The 21,071-nt window shown below is 43.0% G+C and carries 20 protein-coding genes, 1 riboswitch and 2 other annotated features; of the genes, 15 read left to right on the forward strand and 5 right to left on the reverse strand.

Features of this window, described 5'->3' with window-relative positions; genetic code table 11:
• The first annotated feature begins 76 nt into the window (after positions 1-76).
• Positions 77-1,567 (forward strand): Sau3AI family type II restriction endonuclease, encoded by a 1,491-nt coding sequence (locus tag O3616_RS03745; protein WP_371638139.1) that lies wholly within the window; start codon positions 77-79, stop codon positions 1,565-1,567.
• Between the two features lie 40 nt (positions 1,568-1,607).
• On the opposite strand, the gene O3616_RS03750 is transcribed toward O3616_RS03745, so the two are convergent.
• The 4 genes from O3616_RS03750 to O3616_RS03765 form a co-directional block, all read right to left on the reverse strand.
• On the reverse strand, positions 1,608-2,870 hold the full coding sequence (locus tag O3616_RS03750) for a nucleobase:cation symporter-2 family protein (protein WP_371638140.1): 1,263 nt from the start codon (positions 2,868-2,870) through the stop codon (positions 1,608-1,610).
• Entirely contained in the window at positions 2,870-3,451 is a 582-nt protein-coding gene (locus O3616_RS03755; protein WP_371638141.1) for a xanthine phosphoribosyltransferase, read from the reverse strand. Before O3616_RS03755 ends, O3616_RS03750 begins: the two co-directional genes overlap by 1 nt.
• Before the next feature lie 326 nt (positions 3,452-3,777).
• Positions 3,778-3,873, reverse strand: a riboswitch (purine riboswitch).
• 230 nt (positions 3,874-4,103) lie between these two features.
• Positions 4,104-4,490 (reverse strand): bleomycin resistance protein, encoded by a 387-nt coding sequence (locus O3616_RS03760; protein WP_371638142.1) that lies wholly within the window; start codon positions 4,488-4,490, stop codon positions 4,104-4,106.
• A gap of 11 nt (positions 4,491-4,501) precedes the next feature.
• Positions 4,502-5,329 (reverse strand): exodeoxyribonuclease III, encoded by an 828-nt coding sequence (locus tag O3616_RS03765; RefSeq protein WP_070483023.1) that lies wholly within the window; start codon positions 5,327-5,329, stop codon positions 4,502-4,504.
• 133 nt (positions 5,330-5,462) lie between these two features.
• On the opposite strand from O3616_RS03765, the gene O3616_RS03770 reads away from it, so the two are divergent.
• The 14 genes from O3616_RS03770 to trpA all read left to right on the forward strand — a co-directional run bounded on the left by O3616_RS03770 (position 5,463) and on the right by trpA (position 20,401).
• Entirely contained in the window at positions 5,463-5,918 is a 456-nt protein-coding gene (locus O3616_RS03770; RefSeq protein WP_000675328.1) for a DUF3290 family protein, read from the forward strand.
• A complete protein-coding gene (locus O3616_RS03775; RefSeq protein WP_371638143.1) occupies positions 5,915-6,550 on the forward strand; it encodes a DUF421 domain-containing protein in 636 nt (211 codons plus the stop codon). Before O3616_RS03770 ends, O3616_RS03775 begins: the two co-directional genes overlap by 4 nt.
• 160 nt (positions 6,551-6,710) lie before the next feature.
• Positions 6,711-8,456, forward strand: coding sequence for an ABC transporter ATP-binding protein (locus tag O3616_RS03780; RefSeq protein WP_371638144.1), 1,746 nt, complete (start codon positions 6,711-6,713; stop codon positions 8,454-8,456).
• Positions 8,446-10,188: an ABC transporter ATP-binding protein gene (locus O3616_RS03785; RefSeq protein WP_371638145.1), complete on the forward strand. Its 1,743-nt coding sequence runs from the start codon at positions 8,446-8,448 to the stop codon at positions 10,186-10,188. Before O3616_RS03780 ends, O3616_RS03785 begins: the two co-directional genes overlap by 11 nt.
• A gap of 183 nt (positions 10,189-10,371) precedes the next feature.
• Positions 10,372-11,064, forward strand: coding sequence for a sugar transferase (locus tag O3616_RS03790; RefSeq protein WP_371638146.1), 693 nt, complete (start codon positions 10,372-10,374; stop codon positions 11,062-11,064).
• A 42-nt stretch (positions 11,065-11,106) separates the two neighbouring features.
• Positions 11,107-12,336: a DegT/DnrJ/EryC1/StrS family aminotransferase gene (locus O3616_RS03795; protein ID WP_371638147.1), complete on the forward strand. Its 1,230-nt coding sequence runs from the start codon at positions 11,107-11,109 to the stop codon at positions 12,334-12,336.
• Positions 12,337-12,370: 34 nt separating this feature from the next.
• Positions 12,371-12,603 (forward strand) — a binding site (T-box leader).
• Positions 12,604-12,669: 66 nt separating this feature from the next.
• Positions 12,670-13,848, forward strand: a complete 1,179-nt coding sequence (gene trpB, locus O3616_RS03800; protein ID WP_371638148.1) for a tryptophan synthase subunit beta — start codon at positions 12,670-12,672, stop codon at positions 13,846-13,848.
• Positions 13,839-14,070: a binding site (T-box leader), on the forward strand. (Overlaps the previous gene by 10 nt.)
• A gap of 71 nt (positions 14,071-14,141) precedes the next feature.
• Positions 14,142-15,503, forward strand: coding sequence for an anthranilate synthase component I (trpE, locus tag O3616_RS03805; RefSeq protein WP_371638149.1), 1,362 nt, complete (start codon positions 14,142-14,144; stop codon positions 15,501-15,503).
• On the forward strand, positions 15,500-16,066 hold the full coding sequence (locus O3616_RS03810; RefSeq protein ID WP_042900462.1) for an aminodeoxychorismate/anthranilate synthase component II: 567 nt from the start codon (positions 15,500-15,502) through the stop codon (positions 16,064-16,066). The genes trpE and O3616_RS03810 overlap by 4 nt, the downstream gene beginning before the upstream one ends.
• A 10-nt stretch (positions 16,067-16,076) precedes the next feature.
• Complete coding sequence (gene trpD / locus O3616_RS03815; protein WP_050241878.1) at positions 16,077-17,081, forward strand: anthranilate phosphoribosyltransferase; 1,005 nt, start codon at positions 16,077-16,079, stop codon at positions 17,079-17,081.
• On the forward strand, positions 17,078-17,845 hold the full coding sequence (gene trpC, locus O3616_RS03820) for an indole-3-glycerol phosphate synthase TrpC (protein WP_371638150.1): 768 nt from the start codon (positions 17,078-17,080) through the stop codon (positions 17,843-17,845). Before trpD ends, trpC begins: the two co-directional genes overlap by 4 nt.
• Entirely contained in the window at positions 17,832-18,431 is a 600-nt protein-coding gene (locus tag O3616_RS03825) for a phosphoribosylanthranilate isomerase (protein ID WP_371638151.1), read from the forward strand. The genes trpC and O3616_RS03825 overlap by 14 nt, the downstream gene beginning before the upstream one ends.
• Positions 18,409-19,632, forward strand: coding sequence for a tryptophan synthase subunit beta (trpB, locus tag O3616_RS03830; protein WP_371638152.1), 1,224 nt, complete (start codon positions 18,409-18,411; stop codon positions 19,630-19,632). Before O3616_RS03825 ends, trpB (O3616_RS03830) begins: the two co-directional genes overlap by 23 nt.
• Complete coding sequence (gene trpA, locus O3616_RS03835) at positions 19,625-20,401, forward strand: tryptophan synthase subunit alpha (protein WP_371638153.1); 777 nt, start codon at positions 19,625-19,627, stop codon at positions 20,399-20,401. Before trpB (O3616_RS03830) ends, trpA begins: the two co-directional genes overlap by 8 nt.
• Here the strand turns inward: trpA and O3616_RS03840 are convergent.
• Positions 20,373-21,032, reverse strand: a complete 660-nt coding sequence (locus tag O3616_RS03840) for an A24 family peptidase (RefSeq protein WP_371638154.1) — start codon at positions 21,030-21,032, stop codon at positions 20,373-20,375. The two genes, trpA and O3616_RS03840, sit on opposite strands and share 29 nt — an antisense overlap.
• Positions 21,033-21,071: the final 39 nt, after the last annotated feature.

The raw sequence follows: 21,071 nt of genomic DNA on the forward strand, positions 1-21,071 counted from the left end.
CTATTTTCAATGATTGATCAAGTATTAATGTTTGCTTTAGTTTAATTTGATATAATATAAAAGATAGGAGAAGAAAATGGATCAAAACTTATTTAACTATAACGATGAAGATATCGATAGTGTTATTGAATATTCTCACAAACTATTAAATAGAAAATTTTCCGATGTTATGGAAGAGTATAATCGTTCGCTTTTTAAATCATATGACGATTATAATGATAGAGTAGTCTCTGAGGTACAAGATAAATCAATTAGTATGAAGTCAAAAGGACAGTATGGAAATTATATTGAAAAATATTTCTATGGTTATCAGCCAAATAGTGACTCGGAAGCTGACTTTGAAAAAATAGGTGTAGAATTAAAAGTTACTCCTTTTAAGATAAACAAAAATGGGACACTTAGTGCAAAAGAACGACTTGTATTGACGATTCTAAACTATATGGAGGAAAATTTAGAAGATTTTTACTCCACTCATTTATGGAAAAAATGTGCAAAGATTTTATTATTGTTTTACAATGGCTTAATTCCTAATCAAACAATGAAGGACTATGTCATTGAAAAAATATTTTTATATGAATGGTTTGAGGAGGATATGGCAGTCATCCTTGAAGACTATCAGAAGATTACAGATAAAATCAAAAATGGACGGGCGCATGAATTATCTGAATCAGATGGAAACTATTTATCAACTTGTACAAAAGGAGCAGGTAAAGGAAAGGATTTAAGGCAACAACCATTTAGTCATGAATTAGCAAAACAAAGAGCTTGGGAATTAAAATCAAGTTATATGACCTATCTGATTAATCATAAAATCTTTAACCAATCAGATCAAGAAAGCGTTCTGGCTAATTTTAGGGGTGAGAAAAAATCATTTACCGAGGTTATTGCAGAGAAGATTCTCTCCTACAAAGGTTTTTCTGAACAAGAGTTATATGATAGATTTGAAGTGAATTCCAAAGCAAAAGGTAAGAATAGTACTCTGATTAGAAAAATTTTAGGCTTAACAGGGGATTTAGATAAGACAAAAGAATTTCAAAAAGCAAACATGAATTTGAGAGTTATTCGAGTAGATAAGAATAATTTACCTAAGGAAGACTCTCCATTTAAAACTTATTGTTTTAAAGAACTAGCAGCAACAGATAGTTGGGAATCATCACATGTTTATAATGAAATTTATAATAAACGATTCCTTTTCGTTATTTTTAAGGAAATTGAACCTAAGCTATTTGTATTAGATTCTATCAAGTTTTGGGGATTTCAGGATAGACAATTAGAAGAAATCCAAAGAGTGTGGCAGGAAACTAGACAAATTATTTCTGACGGAGTTAAATTAACTCAAAACGGTAATAAAGTTTCAACTAATTTCCCTCAAAGTAAGATAAACAAAATTCTATTTACGAAATTACATGCTACCAATACTTATTATGAAATTGACAAAGGAAAATTTGTTGGGAAAGGTTCATTATCTGATACGGATGAACTTCCAGATGGACGTAGGATTACAAAACACTCCTTTTGGATGCCTAAGAAGTTTATTAAAGAAATATTAGATGGGAATTGGGATTGATTATATTTGTAAACAAAAAAGAGGCTCGCACCTCTTTTTCTTATTTCTTTTTATGATTTAATACGGCATTGAGGACAATGGCGAGTAGGCTGGCTACGACGATTCCGTTTGAGAAGAACATTTGGAAGGCTGTCGGCATGCTGACAAAGAGATTGCTGTTATTTAGACCGACACCTGCAGCGATGGATACAGCTGCTATAAGGAAGTTATGTTCATTGTTAGCAAAGTCAACACGGGTGAGGATTTGCATCCCTTGAATCGATACAAAACCAAACATCACCAGCATGGCACCACCGAGGACAGGGCTCGGAATGATTTGGGCAAGGGCACCAAACTTAGGAAGGAGTCCAAGGAGAACCAGGAAACCAGCTGCGTAGTAGATTGGTAGACGAGTTTTGATACCTGATAATTTAACCAAACCAACGTTTTGTGAAAATCCTGTGTATGGGAAGGTGTTAAAGATTCCTCCGAGAAGTACGGCCAAACCTTCTGCGCGGTAACCGTTGCGAAGGCGCGTGCTGTCGATTGGGTCTTTTGTGATATCAGACAAGGCTAGATAAACACCAGTCGATTCAACCATAGACACCGTTGCGATGATACACATCATGACAATAGATGAGATTTCAAAGGTTGGCATCCCAAAGTAGAGTGGAGTTGGGACATGGACAAGTGGTGCTGCTGTAACAGGAGAAAAGTCCACCAAGCCCATGCTAGCGGCAATGGCAGTTCCAACAACTAGACCAATCAAAATAGAGATAGACTTGATAAATCCTTTGGTAAAGATGTTAATCAAAAGGATAATCAGAACAGTGATAGCTGCAAGCAAGAGACTTTGACCAGTTGGTTCTGGAACGTTATTTCCCATATTTCCAATAGCGACAGGAATCAAGGTTAAACCAATCGTGGTAATAACAGATCCTGTTACGATAGATGGGAAGAGATTGGCAACTTTTGAGAAGATGCCTGAAACAAGAACCACGTAAATCCCTGATGCGATAAGGGCACCAAACATAGCGCCGCTACCATGGCTTTGTCCAATCATAATCAAGGGAGCGACCGATTGGAAGGCAACTCCAAGAACGACTGGGAGTCCAATCCCAAAGTATTTGTTGAGTTGGAGTTGGAGGAAGGTTGCCACCCCACACATGAAGATATCTGTGGAAATCAGGTAGGTCAACTGCTCAGCTGAATAGCCAAGGGCTGTCGCAATCATGATGGGAACCAGGATGGATCCTGAGTACATGGCTAGTAAGTGCTGCAAGCCAAGAATGGCTGCTTGCGAGTGTTTTTCTTGAGTTTGCATTAGAGATCTGCCTCCTTAAATACGACCTGACCATTTTCAAAACGATCCAAACGAGCAAGTGATAGGACGGGGTAACCTGCTTTTTCAAGCAAATCACGACCATCTTGGAAGGATTTTTCAATCACGATACCGATGGCTTCGACTGTGGCACCGGCCTGTTCGATGATTTGAATCAAGCCTTTAGCAGCTTGGCCATTAGCAAGGAAATCATCGATAATCAAAACCTTGTCCTCTGGTGAGAGGAATTTTCCAGCGATAGAAACGGTGCTGGTTACCTGCTTGGTAAAGGAGTAAACTTCAGCAGTTAAGATTCCTTCGTTCATAGTGATGTTTTTAGCTTTTTTAGCGAAAATCATGGGAACGTTTAAGGCTTCAGCTGTAAAAATGGCTGGGGCAATACCCGACGCTTCAATGGTCACGACTTTGGTAATACCAGCAGAAGCAAATTTTTCCGCAAAAACCTTACCAATTTCTCGCATCAATCTAAAGTCAACTTGGTGGGTTAAAAAGGAATCCACCTTGAGGATGTTGTCACCCAAGATATGCCCATCCTTGAGGATGCGCTCTTCTAATAATTTCATAAGACCTCCTAAAGTCTAAAAGCCAGTTTACTTGTTGGTTAAATGTTTCTATAGTGATCCAGTTTGCTAGTACTATATATTTGATAAAACTAGTACGAGCGAAGCGAGTCTTATCAAATATTTCCTGTTGTAGTGGTATCCTAGACAATAATCTTGTTATTGTCTAGGACGGGATTTTTGAGACTTTTGGCTCAAAAATTAGGGATGAAATTCTGGAGGAAGTTGCTCCCGTCCGCACTAATTAAGGGAAATATTGAAAATATTCAAAAAGGACTTACTTAATCTCTAAGCAAGTCCCCAAAATAGGCATGGCAAAAACGACCATACCTCACTGCTGACTTACTTATTGTTAGGTGTTCCGGCACCTTGTAGAAACGTCGTGCCAATTCACGACATAAACAAGTAAAACGATATTCGATTTAACATAGGCTTATGCCAATGTTTTTATTTTACAATAAATAGCTTTAGAAATCAAATATTTTGTTAGTATTTTTCTTAAAAAACGAACATATATAATAAAAATGGGTAAAAAATCAGTTATTGGCTAACATTTAGAAGAATTTTCCATCATGAAAGGCATATCATCAAGTTTTTAGACACCTGACAATATGCCTTTTTCTGATTTTAAAGACTTTACCCAGTCTCTATTTTTCTACTCGCTAAATCTTAAAAAATAGCCATCTGGATCCAAAACTGCAAATTCATGGGGATATATAAAGCTATCTCCTACTCGAAATTCTCTTTTTGTCAGGGGACGATGGATAGGATAGTCAGCTTCCAGCAGTTTTTGGTGTAGCTGAGGAACATCTGCAATGCCAAAGGAAATATTGACACCGCGCCCGAAAGGATAGGTCAGCTGAGCTAATTCTTCTGCGCTTCCTTCTTCTAGCATAAGTTGGCAGTCTTCAAGCGAGAGGAAGAGAAATTTCTCCTCTGGACGCTCGTATTCGATAGAGAATCCTAGCAGGTCGCAGTAGAAGTGGCGTGATTTTTCAATGTCAGATACTACAAATTCAGGAATGACAGCTTGATAGTCCATTCGTTTTCTCCTTAGAGTTCAATCTCCAAGACAATCGGTGTATGGTCTTGGCGCGCACCGGAGTCAATCATATCAGATTTAGTGACCTTGTCAGCGATGCGGTTACTTGTGAGCCAGTAGTCGATTCTCCAGCCTGTATTGTTGATTTTAGAAGTCTTGCTGCGTTGTGCCCACCAAGTGTAGCGTTCTGGGACATCACCGTGAATGTGGCGGAAGGTGTCGGTAAATCCAGTTGCCAAAAGGTTGGTAAATCCAGCACGTTCCTCGTCGGTAAATCCAGGTGAACGACGGTTGCTAGCAGGATTTGCAAGGTCGATTTCATTGTGGGCTACGTTGTAATCACCTGTTGCAAGGACTGGTTTGTCTTTGTCTAGTTCAGCCAAGTACTCTGCATATTTGACATCCCAGACTTGGCGTTCTTCCAAGCGTTTGAGGCCATCTCCAGCGTTTGGTGTGTAAACTTGGGTCACGAAAAATTTATCAAATTCTAGAGTGATGATACGGCCTTCCAAGTCCATGGTAGAAGGGGCACCGATTTCTGGGAAAGTAACAGTGGGTGTGAGTTCTTTCTTATAAAGGAACATAGTACCAGCATAGCCTTTACGGGCAGGCTCTTGGGAAGAGCGCCACGTGTTTGCGTAGCCTGGGAAGAGTTCTTCTAAAATTTCCAAGTGTTTCTTTGTAGGACCCTTGGCAGAAAGCTTGGTTTCTTGGATAGCAATGATATCAGCATTTTCAGCGACCAAGGTTTGTAGGACTTCTTGGGACAATTTGGCACGAGCTGAGTCACTAGTTAGGGCAGCATTGAGGGAATCAATATTCCATGAGATAAGTTTCATAAAGTTACCTTTTTCATTCAGATTATAGATTTTATTATACCAAAAAAAGGTCTATTTCCCCAACGTATGGCTTGAAAAATCACTCTCTTTCGTTTATAATGAAGAATGATTTTATGAAAGGGAGTGAAAATAAATGAAATTTTACTCATATGACTATGTACTTAGCCAAATCAGTCAGCAAAATGGCATCATGATTGGCTTTGGGATTGTGCTCCTAGCTATCACAGGATTTTTTGCTTTTAAGGCTTATCGTGATAAAAAGGGAACTAAGTTTCGTGAATTGGTCATGATTTTGGCCTTGACTTTGGTAGCCATGCTTTTGGTAACAATCTCAAAATACCAGACCAATCAAGCCTCTAACAATCAATTTCAAACTTCCCTTCATTTCATAGAGGTCATTTCTAAAGACTTGGGAGTGGATAAATCAGAAGTTTATGTCAATACTTCAGCTGCCACTGATGGAGCACTTATCAAGGTAGGTTCAAATTTCTATCGTGCCATGAACGGGAGCCAACCAGACAAGTATCTTTTAGAGAAATTAGAATTGCATCAAACAGACGCTATTGAATTGGTGGAGGTAAACAAATGACACTCAACTACATGGAAATTTTAATCAAACTGGCCTTGGGTCTTTTCTCGCTTGTTTTTGTTATCAATGTGACAGGAAAGGGGAATCTAGCACCTAACTCTGCTACAGACCAAATTCAGAACTATGTTCTCGGTGGTATCATTGGTGGGGTGATTTACAATAGTTCTATCAGTATTCTCCAGTATGCAGTGATTTTGATGATGTGGACGATTTTGGTCTTGACCCTCAAGTGGCTCAATAACAATGTTCGTTTTGTCAAACGCCTGATTGATGGAAAACCAACTCTCCTCATCAAAAATGGGCAGATTGACCCAGAAGCTTGCCGTTCTGTTGGTTTGTCTGCGGCAGATGTTGCTCTCAAACTTCGTAGCCAAGGGATTTTCCAGATGAAACAAGTCAAACGCGCTGTGCAGGAGCAAAATGGCCAACTCATCGTGGTTCAAATGGGAGATGAAAATCCTAAGTATCCAGTTGTGACTGACGGTGTGATCCAAGTCGATGTCTTGGAATCGATTGGTCGTAGCGAAGAGTGGCTGCTTGATAATCTTGGCAAGCAAGGACATGACAATGTAGTCAACATCTTTATCGCTGAGTATGACAAGGGTGCTGTTACAGTCGTAACCTATGAATAAGAAAAGCCTGGGGTCTTGTACTCTTCGAAAATCAAATTCAAACTGCGTCAACGTCGCCTTGCCGTACTCGAGTACAGCCTGCGGCTAGTTTCCTAGTTTGCTCTTTGATTTTCATTGAGTATTGGCCTCAGGTTTTCATTTGCAATCAGAAAGGGATTTTATGTCCATTATTCAAAAACTTTGGTGGTTTTTCAAGTTAGAAAAACGCCGTTATCTAGTCGGGATTGTGGCCTTGGTCTTGGTTTCTGTCCTCAATCTCATTCCACCTATGGTCATGGGGCGGGTCATTGATGCCATCACATCGGGGCAATTAACCCAGCAGGACCTCCTTCTTGACCTATTTTACTTGCTTCTTGCTGCCTTTGGGATGTACTATCTGCGCTATGTTTGGCGCATGTATATCCTTGGAACTTCCTACCGTCTAGGGCAGATTATGCGGTCTCGTTTGTTTGAGCATTTTACTAAAATGTCGCCAGCCTTTTATCAGACCTATCGGACGGGGGACTTGATGGCACACGCAACCAATGATATCAATGCCCTAACGCGTCTGGCAGGGGGCGGGGTTATGTCAGCGGTGGATGCCTCTATCACGGCTTTAGTGACCTTGCTGACCATGCTCTTTAGCATTTCATGGCAGATGACCCTAGTTGCCATTTTACCCTTACCTTTCATGGCTTATGCGACCAGTCGTCTAGGGAGAAAGACCCACAAGGCCTTTGGCCAATCCCAAGCTGCCTTTTCCGAACTTAATAACAAGGTGCAGGAGTCCGTATCAGGTATCAAAGTGACCAAGTCTTTCGGTTATCAGGCGGACGAGTTGAAGTCCTTTCAGGCAGTCAATGAATTGACCTTCCAAAAGAACCTCCAAACCATGAAATACGATAGTCTCTTTGACCCTATGGTTCTCTTATTTGTTGGTTCCTCCTATGTTTTAACCCTCTTGGTCGGCTCCTTGATGGTTCAGGAAGGGCAAATCACGGTTGGGAATCTAGTTACCTTTATCAGCTACTTGGATATGCTGGTCTGGCCTCTTATGGCCATCGGCTTCCTCTTTAATATTACTCAACGAGGGAAGGTTTCCTACCAGCGGATTGAGGAACTTTTGTCTCAGGAATCACCTGTACAAGACCCTGAGTTTCCTCTAGACAGTATTGAAAATGGGCGCTTGCAGTATGCCATTGATAGCTTTGCCTTTGAAAATGAGGAAACACTGACGGATGTTCACTTTAGTTTAGAAAAAGGGCAAACTCTGGGCTTGGTTGGTCAGACAGGCTCTGGAAAAACGTCCTTGATCAAGCTTCTCTTGCGTGAATACGATGTGGATGAGGGAGCCATTTATCTGAATGGCCACGATATTCGTGACTATCGTCTGACAGACCTTCGTAGTCTTATGGGCTATGTTCCTCAGGACCAGTTCCTCTTTGCGACTTCAATCATAGACAATATACGCTTTGGGAATCCTGATTTACCACTTTCAGCGGTCGAGGAAGCGACTAAGCTAGCCCAAGTTTACCAAGACATTGTAGCTATGCCTCAGGGATTTGATACGTTGATTGGTGAAAAGGGAGTCAGTCTTTCTGGAGGTCAAAAGCAGCGTCTGGCCATGAGTCGGGCTATGATTTTAGACCCTGATATCTTGATTTTGGATGATTCTTTGTCGGCCGTGGATGCCAAGACAGAGTATGCCATCATCGACAATCTCAAGGAGACGCGAAAGGACAAGACAACCATTATCATAGCTCATCGTCTCAGTGCAGTTGTCCATGCAGATCTGATTTTAGTTCTGCAAAATGGACAGATTATCGAACGAGGTAGGCACGATGACTTGCTAGCCTTGGATGGCTGGTATGCCCAAACCTACCAGTCTCAGCAGTTGGAAATGAAAGGAGAAGAAGATGCAGAATAAGAAAGAACAATGGACTGTATTGAAGCGCTTGATGTCTTATCTCAAGCCCTATGGACTCCTTACCTTTTTGGCACTCAGTTTTCTCCTAGCGACGACGGTCATCAAAAGCGTCATTCCCCTTGTGGCTTCCCACTTTATTGACCAGTATCTCAGCAATCTCAACCAACTCGCTGTGACCGTTTTGCTGGCCTATTATGGCCTTTATATCCTACAAACTCTGGTTCAATATGTCGGTAATCTTCTCTTTGCGCGCGTATCCTACAGTATTGTTAGGGATATTCGTCGGGATGCCTTTGCCAATATGGAAAAACTGGGTATGTCTTACTTTGACAAGACACCAGCTGGCTCTATCGTCTCTCGTTTGACCAATGATACCGAGACAATCAGTGATATGTTTTCGGGGATTTTATCTAGCTTTATCTCAGCAGTTTTCATCTTTCTGACAACTCTTTATACCATGTTGGTATTGGATTTTCGTTTGACAGCATTAGTCTTGCTCTTTCTCCCTTTGATTTTCCTTTTGGTCAATCTCTATCGGAAAAAATCAGTGAAAATTATTGAGAAAACCAGAAGTCTCTTGTCAGATATCAATAGCAAGCTGGCTGAAAACATCGAAGGAATCAGAATAATACAGGCCTTTAATCAAGAGAAGCGCCTACAGTCAGAGTTTGATGAAATCAACCAAGAACACTTGGTCTATGCCAACCGTTCTGTAGCCTTGGATGCCCTCTTTTTGCGCCCTGCCATGAGTTTGTTGAAACTCCTAGGATACGCTGTCTTGATGGCCTATTTTGGTTACCGTGGGCTTTATCTGGGAATAACTGCCGGGACCATGTATGCCTTTATCCAGTACATCAACCGCCTTTTTGACCCCTTGATCGAGGTGACGCAAAACTTTTCAACCCTTCAAACGTCCATGGTGTCTGCAGGGCGTGTATTTGCCTTGATTGACGAGAAGACCTATGAGCCTCTTCAAAAAGATGGGCAAGCCAAAGTCCAAGAAGGCAATATCCGTTTTGAACATGTGTGTTTCTCATATGATGGAAAACATCCGATTCTGGATGACATTTCCTTCTCCGTTAACAAGGGTGAAACCATTGCCTTTGTGGGTCATACAGGTTCTGGGAAATCGTCTATTATCAATGTCCTCATGCGCTTTTATGAATTCCAGTCAGGGCGAGTTCTCTTGGATGATGTGGATATCAGGAACTACAGTCAGGAAGAGTTGAGAAAAAACATCGGTCTGGTCTTGCAGGATCCCTTCCTCTATCATGGAACAATCAAGTCCAATATCGCCATGTACCAAGAAATCAGTGATGAGCAGGTTCAGGCTGCGGCAACTTTCGTGGATGCAGATTCCTTTATTCAAGAACTTCCTCAGGGATATGATGCACCTGTGTCTGAGCGTGGTTCGAGCTTCTCTACTGGTCAGCGTCAGCTTCTTGCCTTTGCTAGAACAGTCGCCAGTCAGCCTAAAATCCTGATTTTGGATGAAGCGACAGCCAATATTGACTCTGAAACAGAAAGTTTGGTTCAAGCTTCTCTGGCTAAGATGAGACAGGGACGGACAACCATTGCCATCGCTCACCGCCTTTCTACCATCCAAGACGCCAACTGTATCTATGTTTTGGACAAGGGGCGAATTATTGAGAGTGGAACCCATGAGGAACTCCTGGCTCTGGGTAGAACCTATCGCAAGATGTATAGCTTGCAGGCAGGGGCCATGTCTTAATATTCTTTGAAAATCTCTTAAAACCACATCAGCTTTATCTGCAACCTAAAAGCTGTACTTTGATTTTCATTGAGTGTAAGAAGGAAATCCTTCAAATTACAGATTTCTTTCACCGCCTTTTCCATTTTGTGGTATAATGAAAAATGTTGATAAATAGTATAATAAAAACAAAGGAGAAACAGCATGCTGAAATGGGAAGACTTGCCCGTGGAAATGAAATCAAGCGAGGTTGAGTCTTACTACCAGCTTGTCTCTAAAAGGAAGGGTTCGCTGATTTTCAAGCGTTGTTTGGATTGGCTTCTGGCCTTGGTTGTGCTGGTTCTGACCTCTCCCATCTTTCTCATCTTGAGCATTTGGATCAAGTTGGATAGCAAGGGGCCAGTGATTTACAAGCAAGAGCGCGTGACCCAGTACAATCGACCTTTCAAGATTTGGAAGTTCCGTACCATGGTGACGGATGCGGACAAAAAAGGAAGTCTGGTGACTTCAGCTAATGACAGCCGCATTACCAAGGTTGGCAATTTCATCCGCCGTGTCCGTCTGGACGAACTGCCTCAGCTGGTCAATGTTCTAAAAGGCGAAATGTCCTTTGTCGGTACACGACCTGAAGTGCCACGCTACACAGAGCAGTATAGCCCTGAAATGATGGCGACCTTGCTTTTGCCAGCAGGAATTACCTCTCCAGCCAGCATCAACTACAAGGATGAGGACACTATCATCAGTCAAATGACGGAGAAAGGTTTATCAGTTGACCAAGCCTATGTCGAACATGTCCTTCCTGAAAAGATGCGCTATAACCTCGCCTATCTTCGAGAGTTTAGTTTCCTTGGAGACATCAAAATCATGTTTCAAACCGTGTTTGAAGTGCTAAAATAAAGTAGTCATGAGAAAATGAGTACAGATAAAAGGAGCAAATCAATGCCAAATTACAATATTCCATTTTCACCACCCGATATTACGGAAGCAGAAATTGCTGAAGTAGCGGATACCCTGCGTTCTGGTTGGATCACAACAGGTCCTAAGACAAAAGAACTAGAGCGTCGCTTGTCTCAATACACACAGACGCCTAAGACTGTCTGCCTCAACTCTGCGACTGCCGCTCTGGAGTTGATTTTGCGTGTCTTGGAAGTGGGACCTGGTGATGAAGTCATCGTTCCAGCCATGACCTATACAGCTTCATGTAGTGTCATCACTCACGTGGGAGCAACCCCTGTCATGGTGGATATCCAAGCAGATACGTTTGAGATGGACTATGACTTGCTTGAGCAAGCCATTACTGAAAAGACTAAGGTGATTATTCCTGTTGAGCTTGCGGGGATTGTTTGCGACTATGACCGTTTGTTCCATGTAGTGGAGAAGAAACGTGATCTCTTTACTGCGTCAAGCAAGTGGCAAAAAGCCTTTAACCGTATTGTGATTGTTTCTGATAGTGCCCATGCTTTAGGATCTACTTATAAAGGACAACCGGCTGGTTCTATCGCTGACTTTACTTCCTTCTCATTCCACGCCGTTAAGAACTTTACAACAGCTGAGGGAGGAAGTGCGACTTGGAAAGCCAATCCAGCGATTGATGACGAAGAGATGTACAAGGAATTCCAAATCCTTTCCCTTCATGGTCAAACCAAAGATGCTCTTGCCAAGATGCAGCTGGGCTCATGGGAATACGATATCGTAACGCCGGCCTACAAGTGCAATATGACCGATATCATGGCTTCGCTTGGTTTGGTACAATTGGACCGTTACCCAAGTTTGCTTGGTCGTCGTAAGGATATCGTGGATCGCTATGATCGTGGTTTTGCAGGTTCCCGTATCCATCCATTGGCACACAAGACTGATACTGTCGAATCTTCACGCCATCTCTACATCACCCATGTAGAAGGAGCGAGCTTAGAAGAACGCAATCTCATCATCCAAGAATTGGCCAAAGCAGGAATTGCAAGTAACGTCCATTACAAACCGCTTCCGCTCTTGACAGCCTATAAGAATCTTGGCTTTGATATGGCGAATTATCCTAAGGCTTATGCCTTCTTTGAAAATGAAATTACGCTTCCTCTTCATACTAAACTAAGCAATGAAGAAGTGGACTATATCATTGAGACTTTCAAAACAGTTTCTGAAAAAGTACTAGCTTCATCAAAAAAATTGTAAAAAAGTCTTGACAAAGGAAAAACAAAGTATTAAAATAAGTTCAATAAATCAGAAAAGTAACTATTTTTGATCTTCAGGGAGCCTGTGGTGATTGTGAACAGGTGGTTGGAAGTAGTGAAAGTGGGCTGATTTTAAAAAATGAATTTGAAACAATGAAAATTCGGTGCGCACACCTTACAGTGCAACTTGTTGTTAGACAAGGCAGAGATGTAAAGGGAGATAGTCCCTTTATAATTGAGGTGGCACCGCGTTACTAACGCCCTCACATGGAAGTATTTTCTGTGTGTGGGCTTTTTCATATCTTGAAATCAATACAGAAAGAGGAAAAATTTTATGACAACTAAGGGTTATTTTGGACAATTTGGTGGTAGTTTTGTACCGGAGCCGATTCAGGCTTTGTTGGATGAGTTAGAAGTGACATTTGACAAGTACAAGGATGATCCAGAGTTTTTGGCAGAATTTCGCCATTACTTAAAGGACTATTCAGGTCGCGAAACACCGCTCTATTTTGCGGAAAGTTTGACAGATCACTTAGGTGGCGCTAAGATTTATCTCAAACGTGAAGACCTTAACCACCTTGGTTCTCACAAGCTCAACAACGTTTTAGGACAAATTCTTTTGGCCAAACGCATGGGCAAAAAACGAGTGATTGCGGAAACAGGAGCTGGTCAGCACGGTGTTGCGACAGCAGCGGCTGCAGCCAAGTTTGGTATGGCCTGTGATGTCTACATGGGGGCAGAAGATGTGGAGCGTCAACGTCTCAATGTTTTCCGTATGGAGATGATGGGAGCAACTGTTCACGCAGTTGAAACAGGGACTCGTACCCTCAAAGATGCTGTTGATGCAGCCTTTGGAGCATGGATGAATGACCTTGAAGCCTTTTATGTTCTGGGATCTGCTGTGGGACCTCACCCATATCCAACCATTGTTCATGAGTTTCAAAAGATCATCAGTGAAGAATCTCGTCGTCAAATCTTGGAAAAAGAAGGACGCTTGCCAGACTACGTTATTGCTTGTGTAGGTGGTGGTTCCAATGCCATCGGTGCTTTTTCTCAGTATGTGGCTGATGAAGAAGTCAAATTGGTTGGGGTTGAAGCTGCTGGTTATGGACTTGATACAGACAAGCACGCAGCTACTATGACAAAAGGTAGCATCGGAATTGTCGACGGAATGAAGACCTATGCAGTCTTTAAAGAAGACGGAGAGCTGGCTCCAGTTTACTCTATCTCAGCTGGTTTGGACTATCCAGGTGTTGGCCCAGAACACGCCTACTTCAAAGACTCAGGTCGCGTGGAATATGTGGCTGCGACAGACGAAGAAGCTGTTCAGGCTCTCCTCCTTCTCAGCAAGACTGAAGGAATTATCCCAGCGATTGAAAGTTCGCACGCTATCGCAGAAGCGGTTAAACGTGCACCGAAACTAAGTAAAGATGACATTATCATCATCAATGTCTCTGGTCGTGGAGACAAGGACGTAGCTGCGATTGCAGACTACCTAGAAGCTAAAAAATAATAGATGGAAAAATTACAGTCCTTTCTCTCATAGAGAGCTTGTGGTTGCTGGAAACAAGCAGAGAAAGCTGTAAGGTTGGGTCCATCTGAAACAAGAGAAGAAAACATAATTCTCAAGGGAGTGCCCTTTATCGCACAGCCTGTTACAGGAGGTATCTGAGACAGGAATGAGAGATAGGAGAAATCCTATAATTGAGGTGGCACCGCGAATTTCGTCCTCACGCAAGTTATTTTGCGTGGGGATTTTTCATACAGTCGCCACGGACTAGAAGTAGAACTGAAAGGGAAAATACAATGGAACGAATCATTCATGGAGATGTCTTATCACCAATCTTGGCTTATATGCGCCTAAAGGGGCAACACAAGGTTATCTTAGAGAGTATTCCGAGAGACAAGGAAACAGCTCGTTTTTCTATCCTAGCCTATAATCCAGTTTTTGAGATTAAGTTTGAAAATGGAGTCCTTTATCAAAATGGTCAAGTGATTGATCGGGATCCTTTGGATTTCCTTTATGAAGTGACTCATAAGAGCCAGCATCATTCAGACCTACCTTTTGGTGGGGGAGCTATTGGCTTTGTTGGTTACGATATGATTTCCCTTTATGAAGAAATTGGTCAAATCCCCCAAGATACAATTGGGACACCAGACATGCATTTCTTTGTTTATGAGAGCTATATGGTCTTTGACCACAAGAAGGAAAAAATCCATGTCATTGAGGATGCTCTCTACAGCGAGCGTAGTCAAGAAGACTTGGAAAAAGCCTTGAACCAAGTGCTTGAGGAATTACGCATCCTTGCTCCAAATGAATTTGAAGATTTGGATTTATCACCACTTGACTTCAAACCGCATATCGCTCCTCAGAAGTTTGAAGAAATGGTGGAAACAGCTCGTGACTTGATTCGTAATGGAGATATGTTCCAATGCGTGCTCAGTCAGCGCTTCTCAGCAGAGGTTACTGGAAATCCATTTGACTTCTACAGAAATCTCCGCGTGACAAACCCATCTAATTACCTTTATTTCTATGATTTTGGGGATTATCAGATTATCGGTGCTAGTCCAGAAAGTTTAGTTTCAGTTAAAAATGGCATCGTGACAACCAATCCGATTGCAGGGACGCGACCAAGAGGAGCTACGGATGAAGAAGACAAGGCTTTGGCGACAGACCTGCTTTCGGATGAGAAGGAAACAGCAGAGCATCGAATGTTAGTAGACTTGGGACGTAATGATATTGGTCGCATCTCTGAAACGGCCAGTGTCCAAGTCACCAAGTATATGGAAGTGGAGCTCTTCCGTTATGTTATGCATTTGACCAGCGTGGTCAAGGGGCGTTTGCTTCCAGAACTCACTGCTATAGATGCTTTAAAATCAACACTTCCAGCTGGAACCGTTTCTGGAGCACCAAAGATTCGAGCGATGAGACGCATCTATGAACTGGAAACAGAAAAACGGGGCGTATACGCAGGAGCAATCGGCTACTTGTCTGCGACAGGTGATATGGACTTCGCCATTGCCATCCGAACCATGATTCTCAAAAATCAAACAGCCTATGTGCAGGCTGGGGCAGGGATTGTATACGACTCTATCGCCCAAAACGAATACCAAGAAACCATTAATAAGGCTAAATCTATGACTAGAATTGGAGAACTAAGACCATGATTTTATTGATTGACAACTATGATTCTTTTACCTATAACTTAGCCCAATACATTGGGAATTTTGCAGAAGTACAGGTTTTGAGAAATGATGATCCCAAGCTGTATGAAGAAGCTGAAAAAGCAGATGGTCTGGTCTTTTCGCCCGGCCCAGGTTGGCCAGTTGATGCTGGAAAGATGGAAGACATGATTCGTGATTTTGCTGGCAAGAAGCCGATTCTTGGGATTTGTTTGGGCCACCAAGCCATTGCAGAAGTCTTTGGTGGTAAGTTAGGTTTGGCTCCAAAAGTCATGCATGGGAAACAGAGCAATATCAGCTTTGAAGCGCCATCTGTTTTGTATCAAGGCATTGAGGATGGCCGTGCGGTCATGCGTTATCACAGTATTTTGATTGAGGAAATGCCAGAAGAATTTGAAGTGACAGCTCGTTCTACTGATGACCAAGCCATCATGGGGATTCAACATAAAAACCTACCGATTTATGGCTTCCAGTACCATCCAGAGAGTATTGGAACGCCAGATGGCTTGTCTTCTATTCGGAATTTTATCGAGAAGGTTGTAAAGTGAGGAAACTAGGATGAAAGAGATTATTGAAAAACTAGCAAAATTTGAAAATTTATCAGGTGTGGAAATGACGGATGTCATTGAGCGTATCGTAACTGGGCGTGTAACGGAGGCGCAGATTGCTTCTCTCCTTTTGGCTCTTAAGATGAAGGGGGAAACACCTGAAGAACGCACAGCCATTGCTCAAGTCATGAGAGGACACGCTCAACATATTCCGACTGAAATTCATGATGCCATGGACAACTGTGGTACAGGTGGGGACAAGTCTTTCAGTTTTAATATTTCCACAACTGCAGCCTTTGTCTTGGCTGGTGGTGGTGTTCACATGGCCAAGCATGGTAACCGCTCGATTTCTTCTAAATCTGGTTCTGCAGATGTCCTCGAAGCCTTGGGTATCAACCTAGACCTCAAACCAGCTGAACTAGGTAAGGTTTTTGATAAAACTGGCATCGTCTTTCTCTTTGCTAAAAATATGCACCCAGCTATGAAATACATCATGCCAGCTCGTTTGGAACTAGGAATTCCAACGATTATGAACTTGACTGGTCCCCTGATTCACCCAATGGCCTTGGAAACACAGCTTCTTGGTATTAGTCGTCCAGAACTGCTAGAAAGTACAGCTCAGGTATTGAAAAATATGGGTCGCAAACGTGCCATCGTAGTTGCTGGACCAGAAGGACTGGATGAAGCTGGCTTGAACGGAACAACCAAGATTGCTCTGCTTGAAAATGGCGAAATCACCTTGTCAAGCTTTACTCCAGAAGATCTGGGGATGGAAGGCTACGCTATCGACGATATTCGTGGAGGCAATGCTCAGGAAAATGCAGAAATTTTGCTCAGCGTTCTTAAAAATGAACCAAGTCCATTCTTGGAAACTACAGTTTTAAATGCTGGTCTTGGTTTCTATGCTAATGGTAAGGTAGCTAGTATCAAGGAAGGAGTTGCCTTGGCCCGTCAAGTGATTGCTAGTGGCAAGGCCCTTGAAAAACTCAGACTGTTACAGGAGTACCAAAAATGAGTCAGGAATTTTTAGCACGAATTTTGGAGCAGAAGGCGAGTGAGGTCGAGCAGATGGAGCTGGAGGAAGTCCAGCCCCTGCGTCAGACTTATCGCTTGGCTGACTATCTAAAACAACACCAAGACCGTTTACAGGTAATCGCTGAGGTCAAGAAAGCTAGCCCTAGTCTGGGAGATATCAATCTCGATGTGGATATTGTGCAACAGGCCCAGACTTATGAAGCGAACGGAGCAGTGATGATTTCGGTTTTGACAGATGAAGTTTTCTTTAAAGGGCATTTGGATTATCTGCGAGAGATTTCCAGTCAGGTAGGAATTCCGACGCTTAACAAGGACTTTATTATCGATGAAAAGCAAATCATCCGTGCTCGCAATGTAGGTGCGACAGTCATCTTGCTCATTGTGGCTGCTTTGTCAGAAGAACGTCTTAAGGAACTTTATGACTACGCGACAGAGCTTGGTCTGGAAGTCTTGGTGGAAACCCACAATCTAGCTGAACTAGAGGTAGCACACCGCCTTGGAGCTCAAATTATCGGGGTTAATAACCGTAATTTGACTACCTTTGAAGTTGACTTGCAGACCAGTGTAGATTTGGCTAAACATTTCAAAGATGATTGCTTGTACATTTCTGAATCTGCTATTTTCACAGGGCAGGATGCGGAACGAGTAGCGCCATACTTTAATGGAATTTTAGTTGGGACAGCTCTTATGCAGGCAGAGGATGTGGCTCAAAGAATCAAGGAGTTGCAGATTGACAAAGGTTAAAATTTGCGGACTATCTACCAAAGAAGCGGTGGCAACAGCCGTTTCAGCAGGAGCCGACTACATCGGTTTTGTCTTTGCACCTAGCAAAAGACAGGTGACCTTGGATCAGGCTTCTGAGCTGGCAAAGCTTATTCCTGCAGATGTCAAAAAGGTTGGTGTATTTGTTTCACCAAGTCGGACTCAACTGCTAGAAGTCATTGAAAAAGTTGGTTTAGACTTGGTTCAAGTTCACGGTCAGATAGCGGATGATGTGTTTGAGGACTTGCCCTGTGACAGCATTCAGGCTGTGCAGGTGGATGGAGAGGGTCATGTGCCCAATTCTCAGGCAGACTATCTACTCTTTGATGCCCCTGTCGCAGGAAGTGGTCAAACATTTGACTGGGGCCGAGTGGATACGACAGAACTAGCCCAGCCTTTCTTCATCGCAGGCGGGCTAAATGAGGACAATGTAGCAAGAGCAATTCAGCACTTCTCTCCCTTTGCAGTAGATGTATCAAGCGGAGTGGAGACAGATGGACAAAAAGATCATGAAAAGATTAGAAGATTTATAGAGAGGGTAAAGAATGGCATATCAAGAACCAAATAAAGATGGATTTTACGGAAAATTCGGCGGACGTTTTGTCCCAGAAACATTGATGACAGCAGTTTTAGAGTTGGAGAAGGCCTACCGTGAAAGTCAGGCAGACCCAAGTTTCCAAGAGGAATTAAACCAACTCTTACGCCAGTATGTGGGGCGTGAAACTCCTCTTTACTACGCAAAAAACTTGACCCAGCATATTGGCGGAGCCAAGATTTATCTCAAACGTGAAGACCTTAACCATACAGGGGCCCACAAGATTAACAATGCCTTGGGACAAGTTCTTCTGGCTAAACGCATGGGCAAAAAGAAAATTATCGCTGAAACAGGTGCTGGTCAGCACGGTGTGGCAACTGCAACTGCTGCAGCCCTCTTTAACATGGAATGTACTATCTACATGGGTGAGGAAGATGTCAAACGCCAAGCCCTCAATGTCTTCCGTATGGAACTTTTGGGAGCCAAGGTTGAGGCAGTGACAGACGGTTCGCGCGTGCTCAAGGATGCGGTCAATGCAGCTCTTCGTTCATGGGTAGCTAATATCGACGATACCCACTATATCCTTGGTTCTGCCTTGGGGCCTCATCCTTTCCCAGAAATCGTTCGTGATTTCCAAAGTGTCATCGGTCAAGAGGCTAAACAACAGTACCGTGACTTGACAGGTAAAAATCTGCCAGATGCCCTAGTAGCCTGTGTTGGTGGTGGTTCTAATGCTATCGGGCTATTCCATCCCTTTGTAGAAGATGAGTCAGTAGCCATGTATGGGGCTGAAGCAGCTGGACTTGGTGTAGACACAGAGCACCACGCAGCTACCTTGACCAAGGGTCGTCCTGGTGTCCTTCACGGTTCCCTCATGGATGTGCTCCAAGATGCCCATGGTCAAATTCTTGAAGCCTTCTCTATCTCAGCAGGTTTGGACTATCCTGGTATCGGTCCAGAACATTCTCACTACCACGATATCAAGCGTGCCAGCTATGTTCCTGTGACAGACGAAGAAGCCTTGGAAGGATTCCAACTCTTGTCTCGTGTTGAAGGGATTATCCCAGCCTTGGAATCTAGCCACGCTATTGCTTTTGCAGTGAAATTGGCCAAAGAACTTGGACCGGATAAGTCTATGATTGTCTGCCTATCAGGTCGTGGGGACAAGGATGTGGTTCAAGTCAAAGACCGCTTGGAAGCAGATGCAGCAAAGAAGGGAGAAGCTCATGCCTAAGACACTAACAGAAAAATTAAATGCTATAAAAGCAGCTGGAAAAGGAATTTTTGTTCCCTATATCATGGCTGGAGACCACGAGAAAGGTTTGGATGGTCTAGCTGAAACAATCCACTTTTTAGAAGATTTGGGTGTCTCTGCAATTGAAGTGGGCATTCCCTTTTCAGACCCTGTTGCAGATGGACCTGTTATCGAAGAAGCTGGCTTGCGCAGTTTAGCCCACGGAACCTCTACCCAGGCTTTGGTTGAAACCTTGAAAACCATTGAAACAGAGATTCCACTGGTCATTATGACCTACTTCAACCCCCTCTTTCAGTACGGTGTGGAGAACTTTGTCAAAGATTTGGCAGATACAGCGGTTAAGGGCTTGATTATTCCAGACTTGCCTCATGAGCATGCCAACTTTGTAGAACCATTTTTGGCAGATACAGACATTGCCTTGATTCCCCTAGTTAGTTTGACGACAGGGATTGAGCGCCAGAAAGAATTAATTAAAGGGGCAGAAGGATTTGTCTATGCTGTTGCCATCAATGGGGTAACAGGGAAATCTGGCAATTACCGCGCAGACTTGGACAAGCACTTGGCACAATTGCATCAAGTGGCCGATATCCCAGTCTTGACAGGTTTTGGCGTATCTAGTCAAGCCGATGTAGAACGCTTCAATGCAGTGTCAGATGGCGTTATCGTCGGTTCAAAAATCGTAAAAGCTCTCCACCAAGGAGAGCCGATTCAGGACTTTATCAAACAAGCAGTAGATTACCAAAAATAATCACACAAGTAGCGAGTAAGAGGAAAGGCACGAAAGGAAGTCTTTCCTTTTTATTTTGCAGGAGAAAGGCTAGAATTCCTGTTGCAGAAGCAAACTGAATCAAGATGAGTAATTCTGTTGCGCTAAAGACGAGAGCACAAGAAGCTAAAAAGAGAAAATCCCCTGCGCCCATGCGGATATCGATAAAATGAGCCAAAAAGCCAAGAGCAAGGAAAAAGACCATGACCAGATTCCAGCCAGAGGAAGCCATGAGGATTAGGTGGAAAGTCATCCAGACCAGTAGGGGATATTCCTGATGGCGAAAGTCGTAGATGCCCAAGGTCAAACCAGCGGTGATTAGGACGACTTGCCCCAAGGAAAGCAATTCCAAAGACCAAGCCAGAAAGAGGAGCCCTAAGCCTAGTTCAAAGAGGGCATACCAGACTGTATAAGGAGATTTGCAGTAGCGACAGCGAAAGCGATTGAGCACTTGCGAGAGAATCGGAATCAAATCTAAGGGGCGCAAGCGAGTCTGACAGGAATCGCAGTGACTAGCAGGTTGGATAATGGATTGCTCAGGAAAACGGTCAATGACCAAACCAAGAAAGGAAGCGAGAATGCTCCCGACAAGAAAAAAATAAAAATCAATCATACTTATCTATTCGTAAAAAATAGGAGAAGTAGTATAATG

Origin of the sequence: Streptococcus sp. 27098_8_86, from assembly GCF_041432595.1 — a bacterium.
Classification (GTDB): domain Bacteria; phylum Bacillota; class Bacilli; order Lactobacillales; family Streptococcaceae; genus Streptococcus; species Streptococcus pneumoniae_F.

Coding starts and splice junctions, on each gene's coding strand:
- O3616_RS03745 (WP_371638139.1), top strand. CDS start 77: ATGGATCAAAACTTATTTAACTATAACGATGAAGATATCGATAGTGTT.
- O3616_RS03750 (WP_371638140.1), bottom strand. CDS start 2,870: ATGCAAACTCAAGAAAAACACTCGCAAGCAGCCATTCTTGGCTTGCAG.
- O3616_RS03755 (WP_371638141.1), bottom strand. CDS start 3,451: ATGAAATTATTAGAAGAGCGCATCCTCAAGGATGGGCATATCTTGGGT.
- O3616_RS03760 (WP_371638142.1), bottom strand. CDS start 4,490: ATGGACTATCAAGCTGTCATTCCTGAATTTGTAGTATCTGACATTGAA.
- O3616_RS03765 (WP_070483023.1), bottom strand. CDS start 5,329: ATGAAACTTATCTCATGGAATATTGATTCCCTCAATGCTGCCCTAACT.
- O3616_RS03770 (WP_000675328.1), top strand. CDS start 5,463: ATGAAATTTTACTCATATGACTATGTACTTAGCCAAATCAGTCAGCAA.
- O3616_RS03775 (WP_371638143.1), top strand. CDS start 5,915: ATGACACTCAACTACATGGAAATTTTAATCAAACTGGCCTTGGGTCTT.
- O3616_RS03780 (WP_371638144.1), top strand. CDS start 6,711: ATGTCCATTATTCAAAAACTTTGGTGGTTTTTCAAGTTAGAAAAACGC.
- O3616_RS03785 (WP_371638145.1), top strand. CDS start 8,446: ATGCAGAATAAGAAAGAACAATGGACTGTATTGAAGCGCTTGATGTCT.
- O3616_RS03790 (WP_371638146.1), top strand. CDS start 10,372: ATGCTGAAATGGGAAGACTTGCCCGTGGAAATGAAATCAAGCGAGGTT.
- O3616_RS03795 (WP_371638147.1), top strand. CDS start 11,107: ATGCCAAATTACAATATTCCATTTTCACCACCCGATATTACGGAAGCA.
- trpB (WP_371638148.1), top strand. CDS start 12,670: ATGACAACTAAGGGTTATTTTGGACAATTTGGTGGTAGTTTTGTACCG.
- trpE (WP_371638149.1), top strand. CDS start 14,142: ATGGAACGAATCATTCATGGAGATGTCTTATCACCAATCTTGGCTTAT.
- O3616_RS03810 (WP_042900462.1), top strand. CDS start 15,500: ATGATTTTATTGATTGACAACTATGATTCTTTTACCTATAACTTAGCC.
- trpD (WP_050241878.1), top strand. CDS start 16,077: ATGAAAGAGATTATTGAAAAACTAGCAAAATTTGAAAATTTATCAGGT.
- trpC (WP_371638150.1), top strand. CDS start 17,078: ATGAGTCAGGAATTTTTAGCACGAATTTTGGAGCAGAAGGCGAGTGAG.
- trpB (WP_371638152.1), top strand. CDS start 18,409: ATGGCATATCAAGAACCAAATAAAGATGGATTTTACGGAAAATTCGGC.
- trpA (WP_371638153.1), top strand. CDS start 19,625: ATGCCTAAGACACTAACAGAAAAATTAAATGCTATAAAAGCAGCTGGA.
- O3616_RS03840 (WP_371638154.1), bottom strand. CDS start 21,032: ATGATTGATTTTTATTTTTTTCTTGTCGGGAGCATTCTCGCTTCCTTT.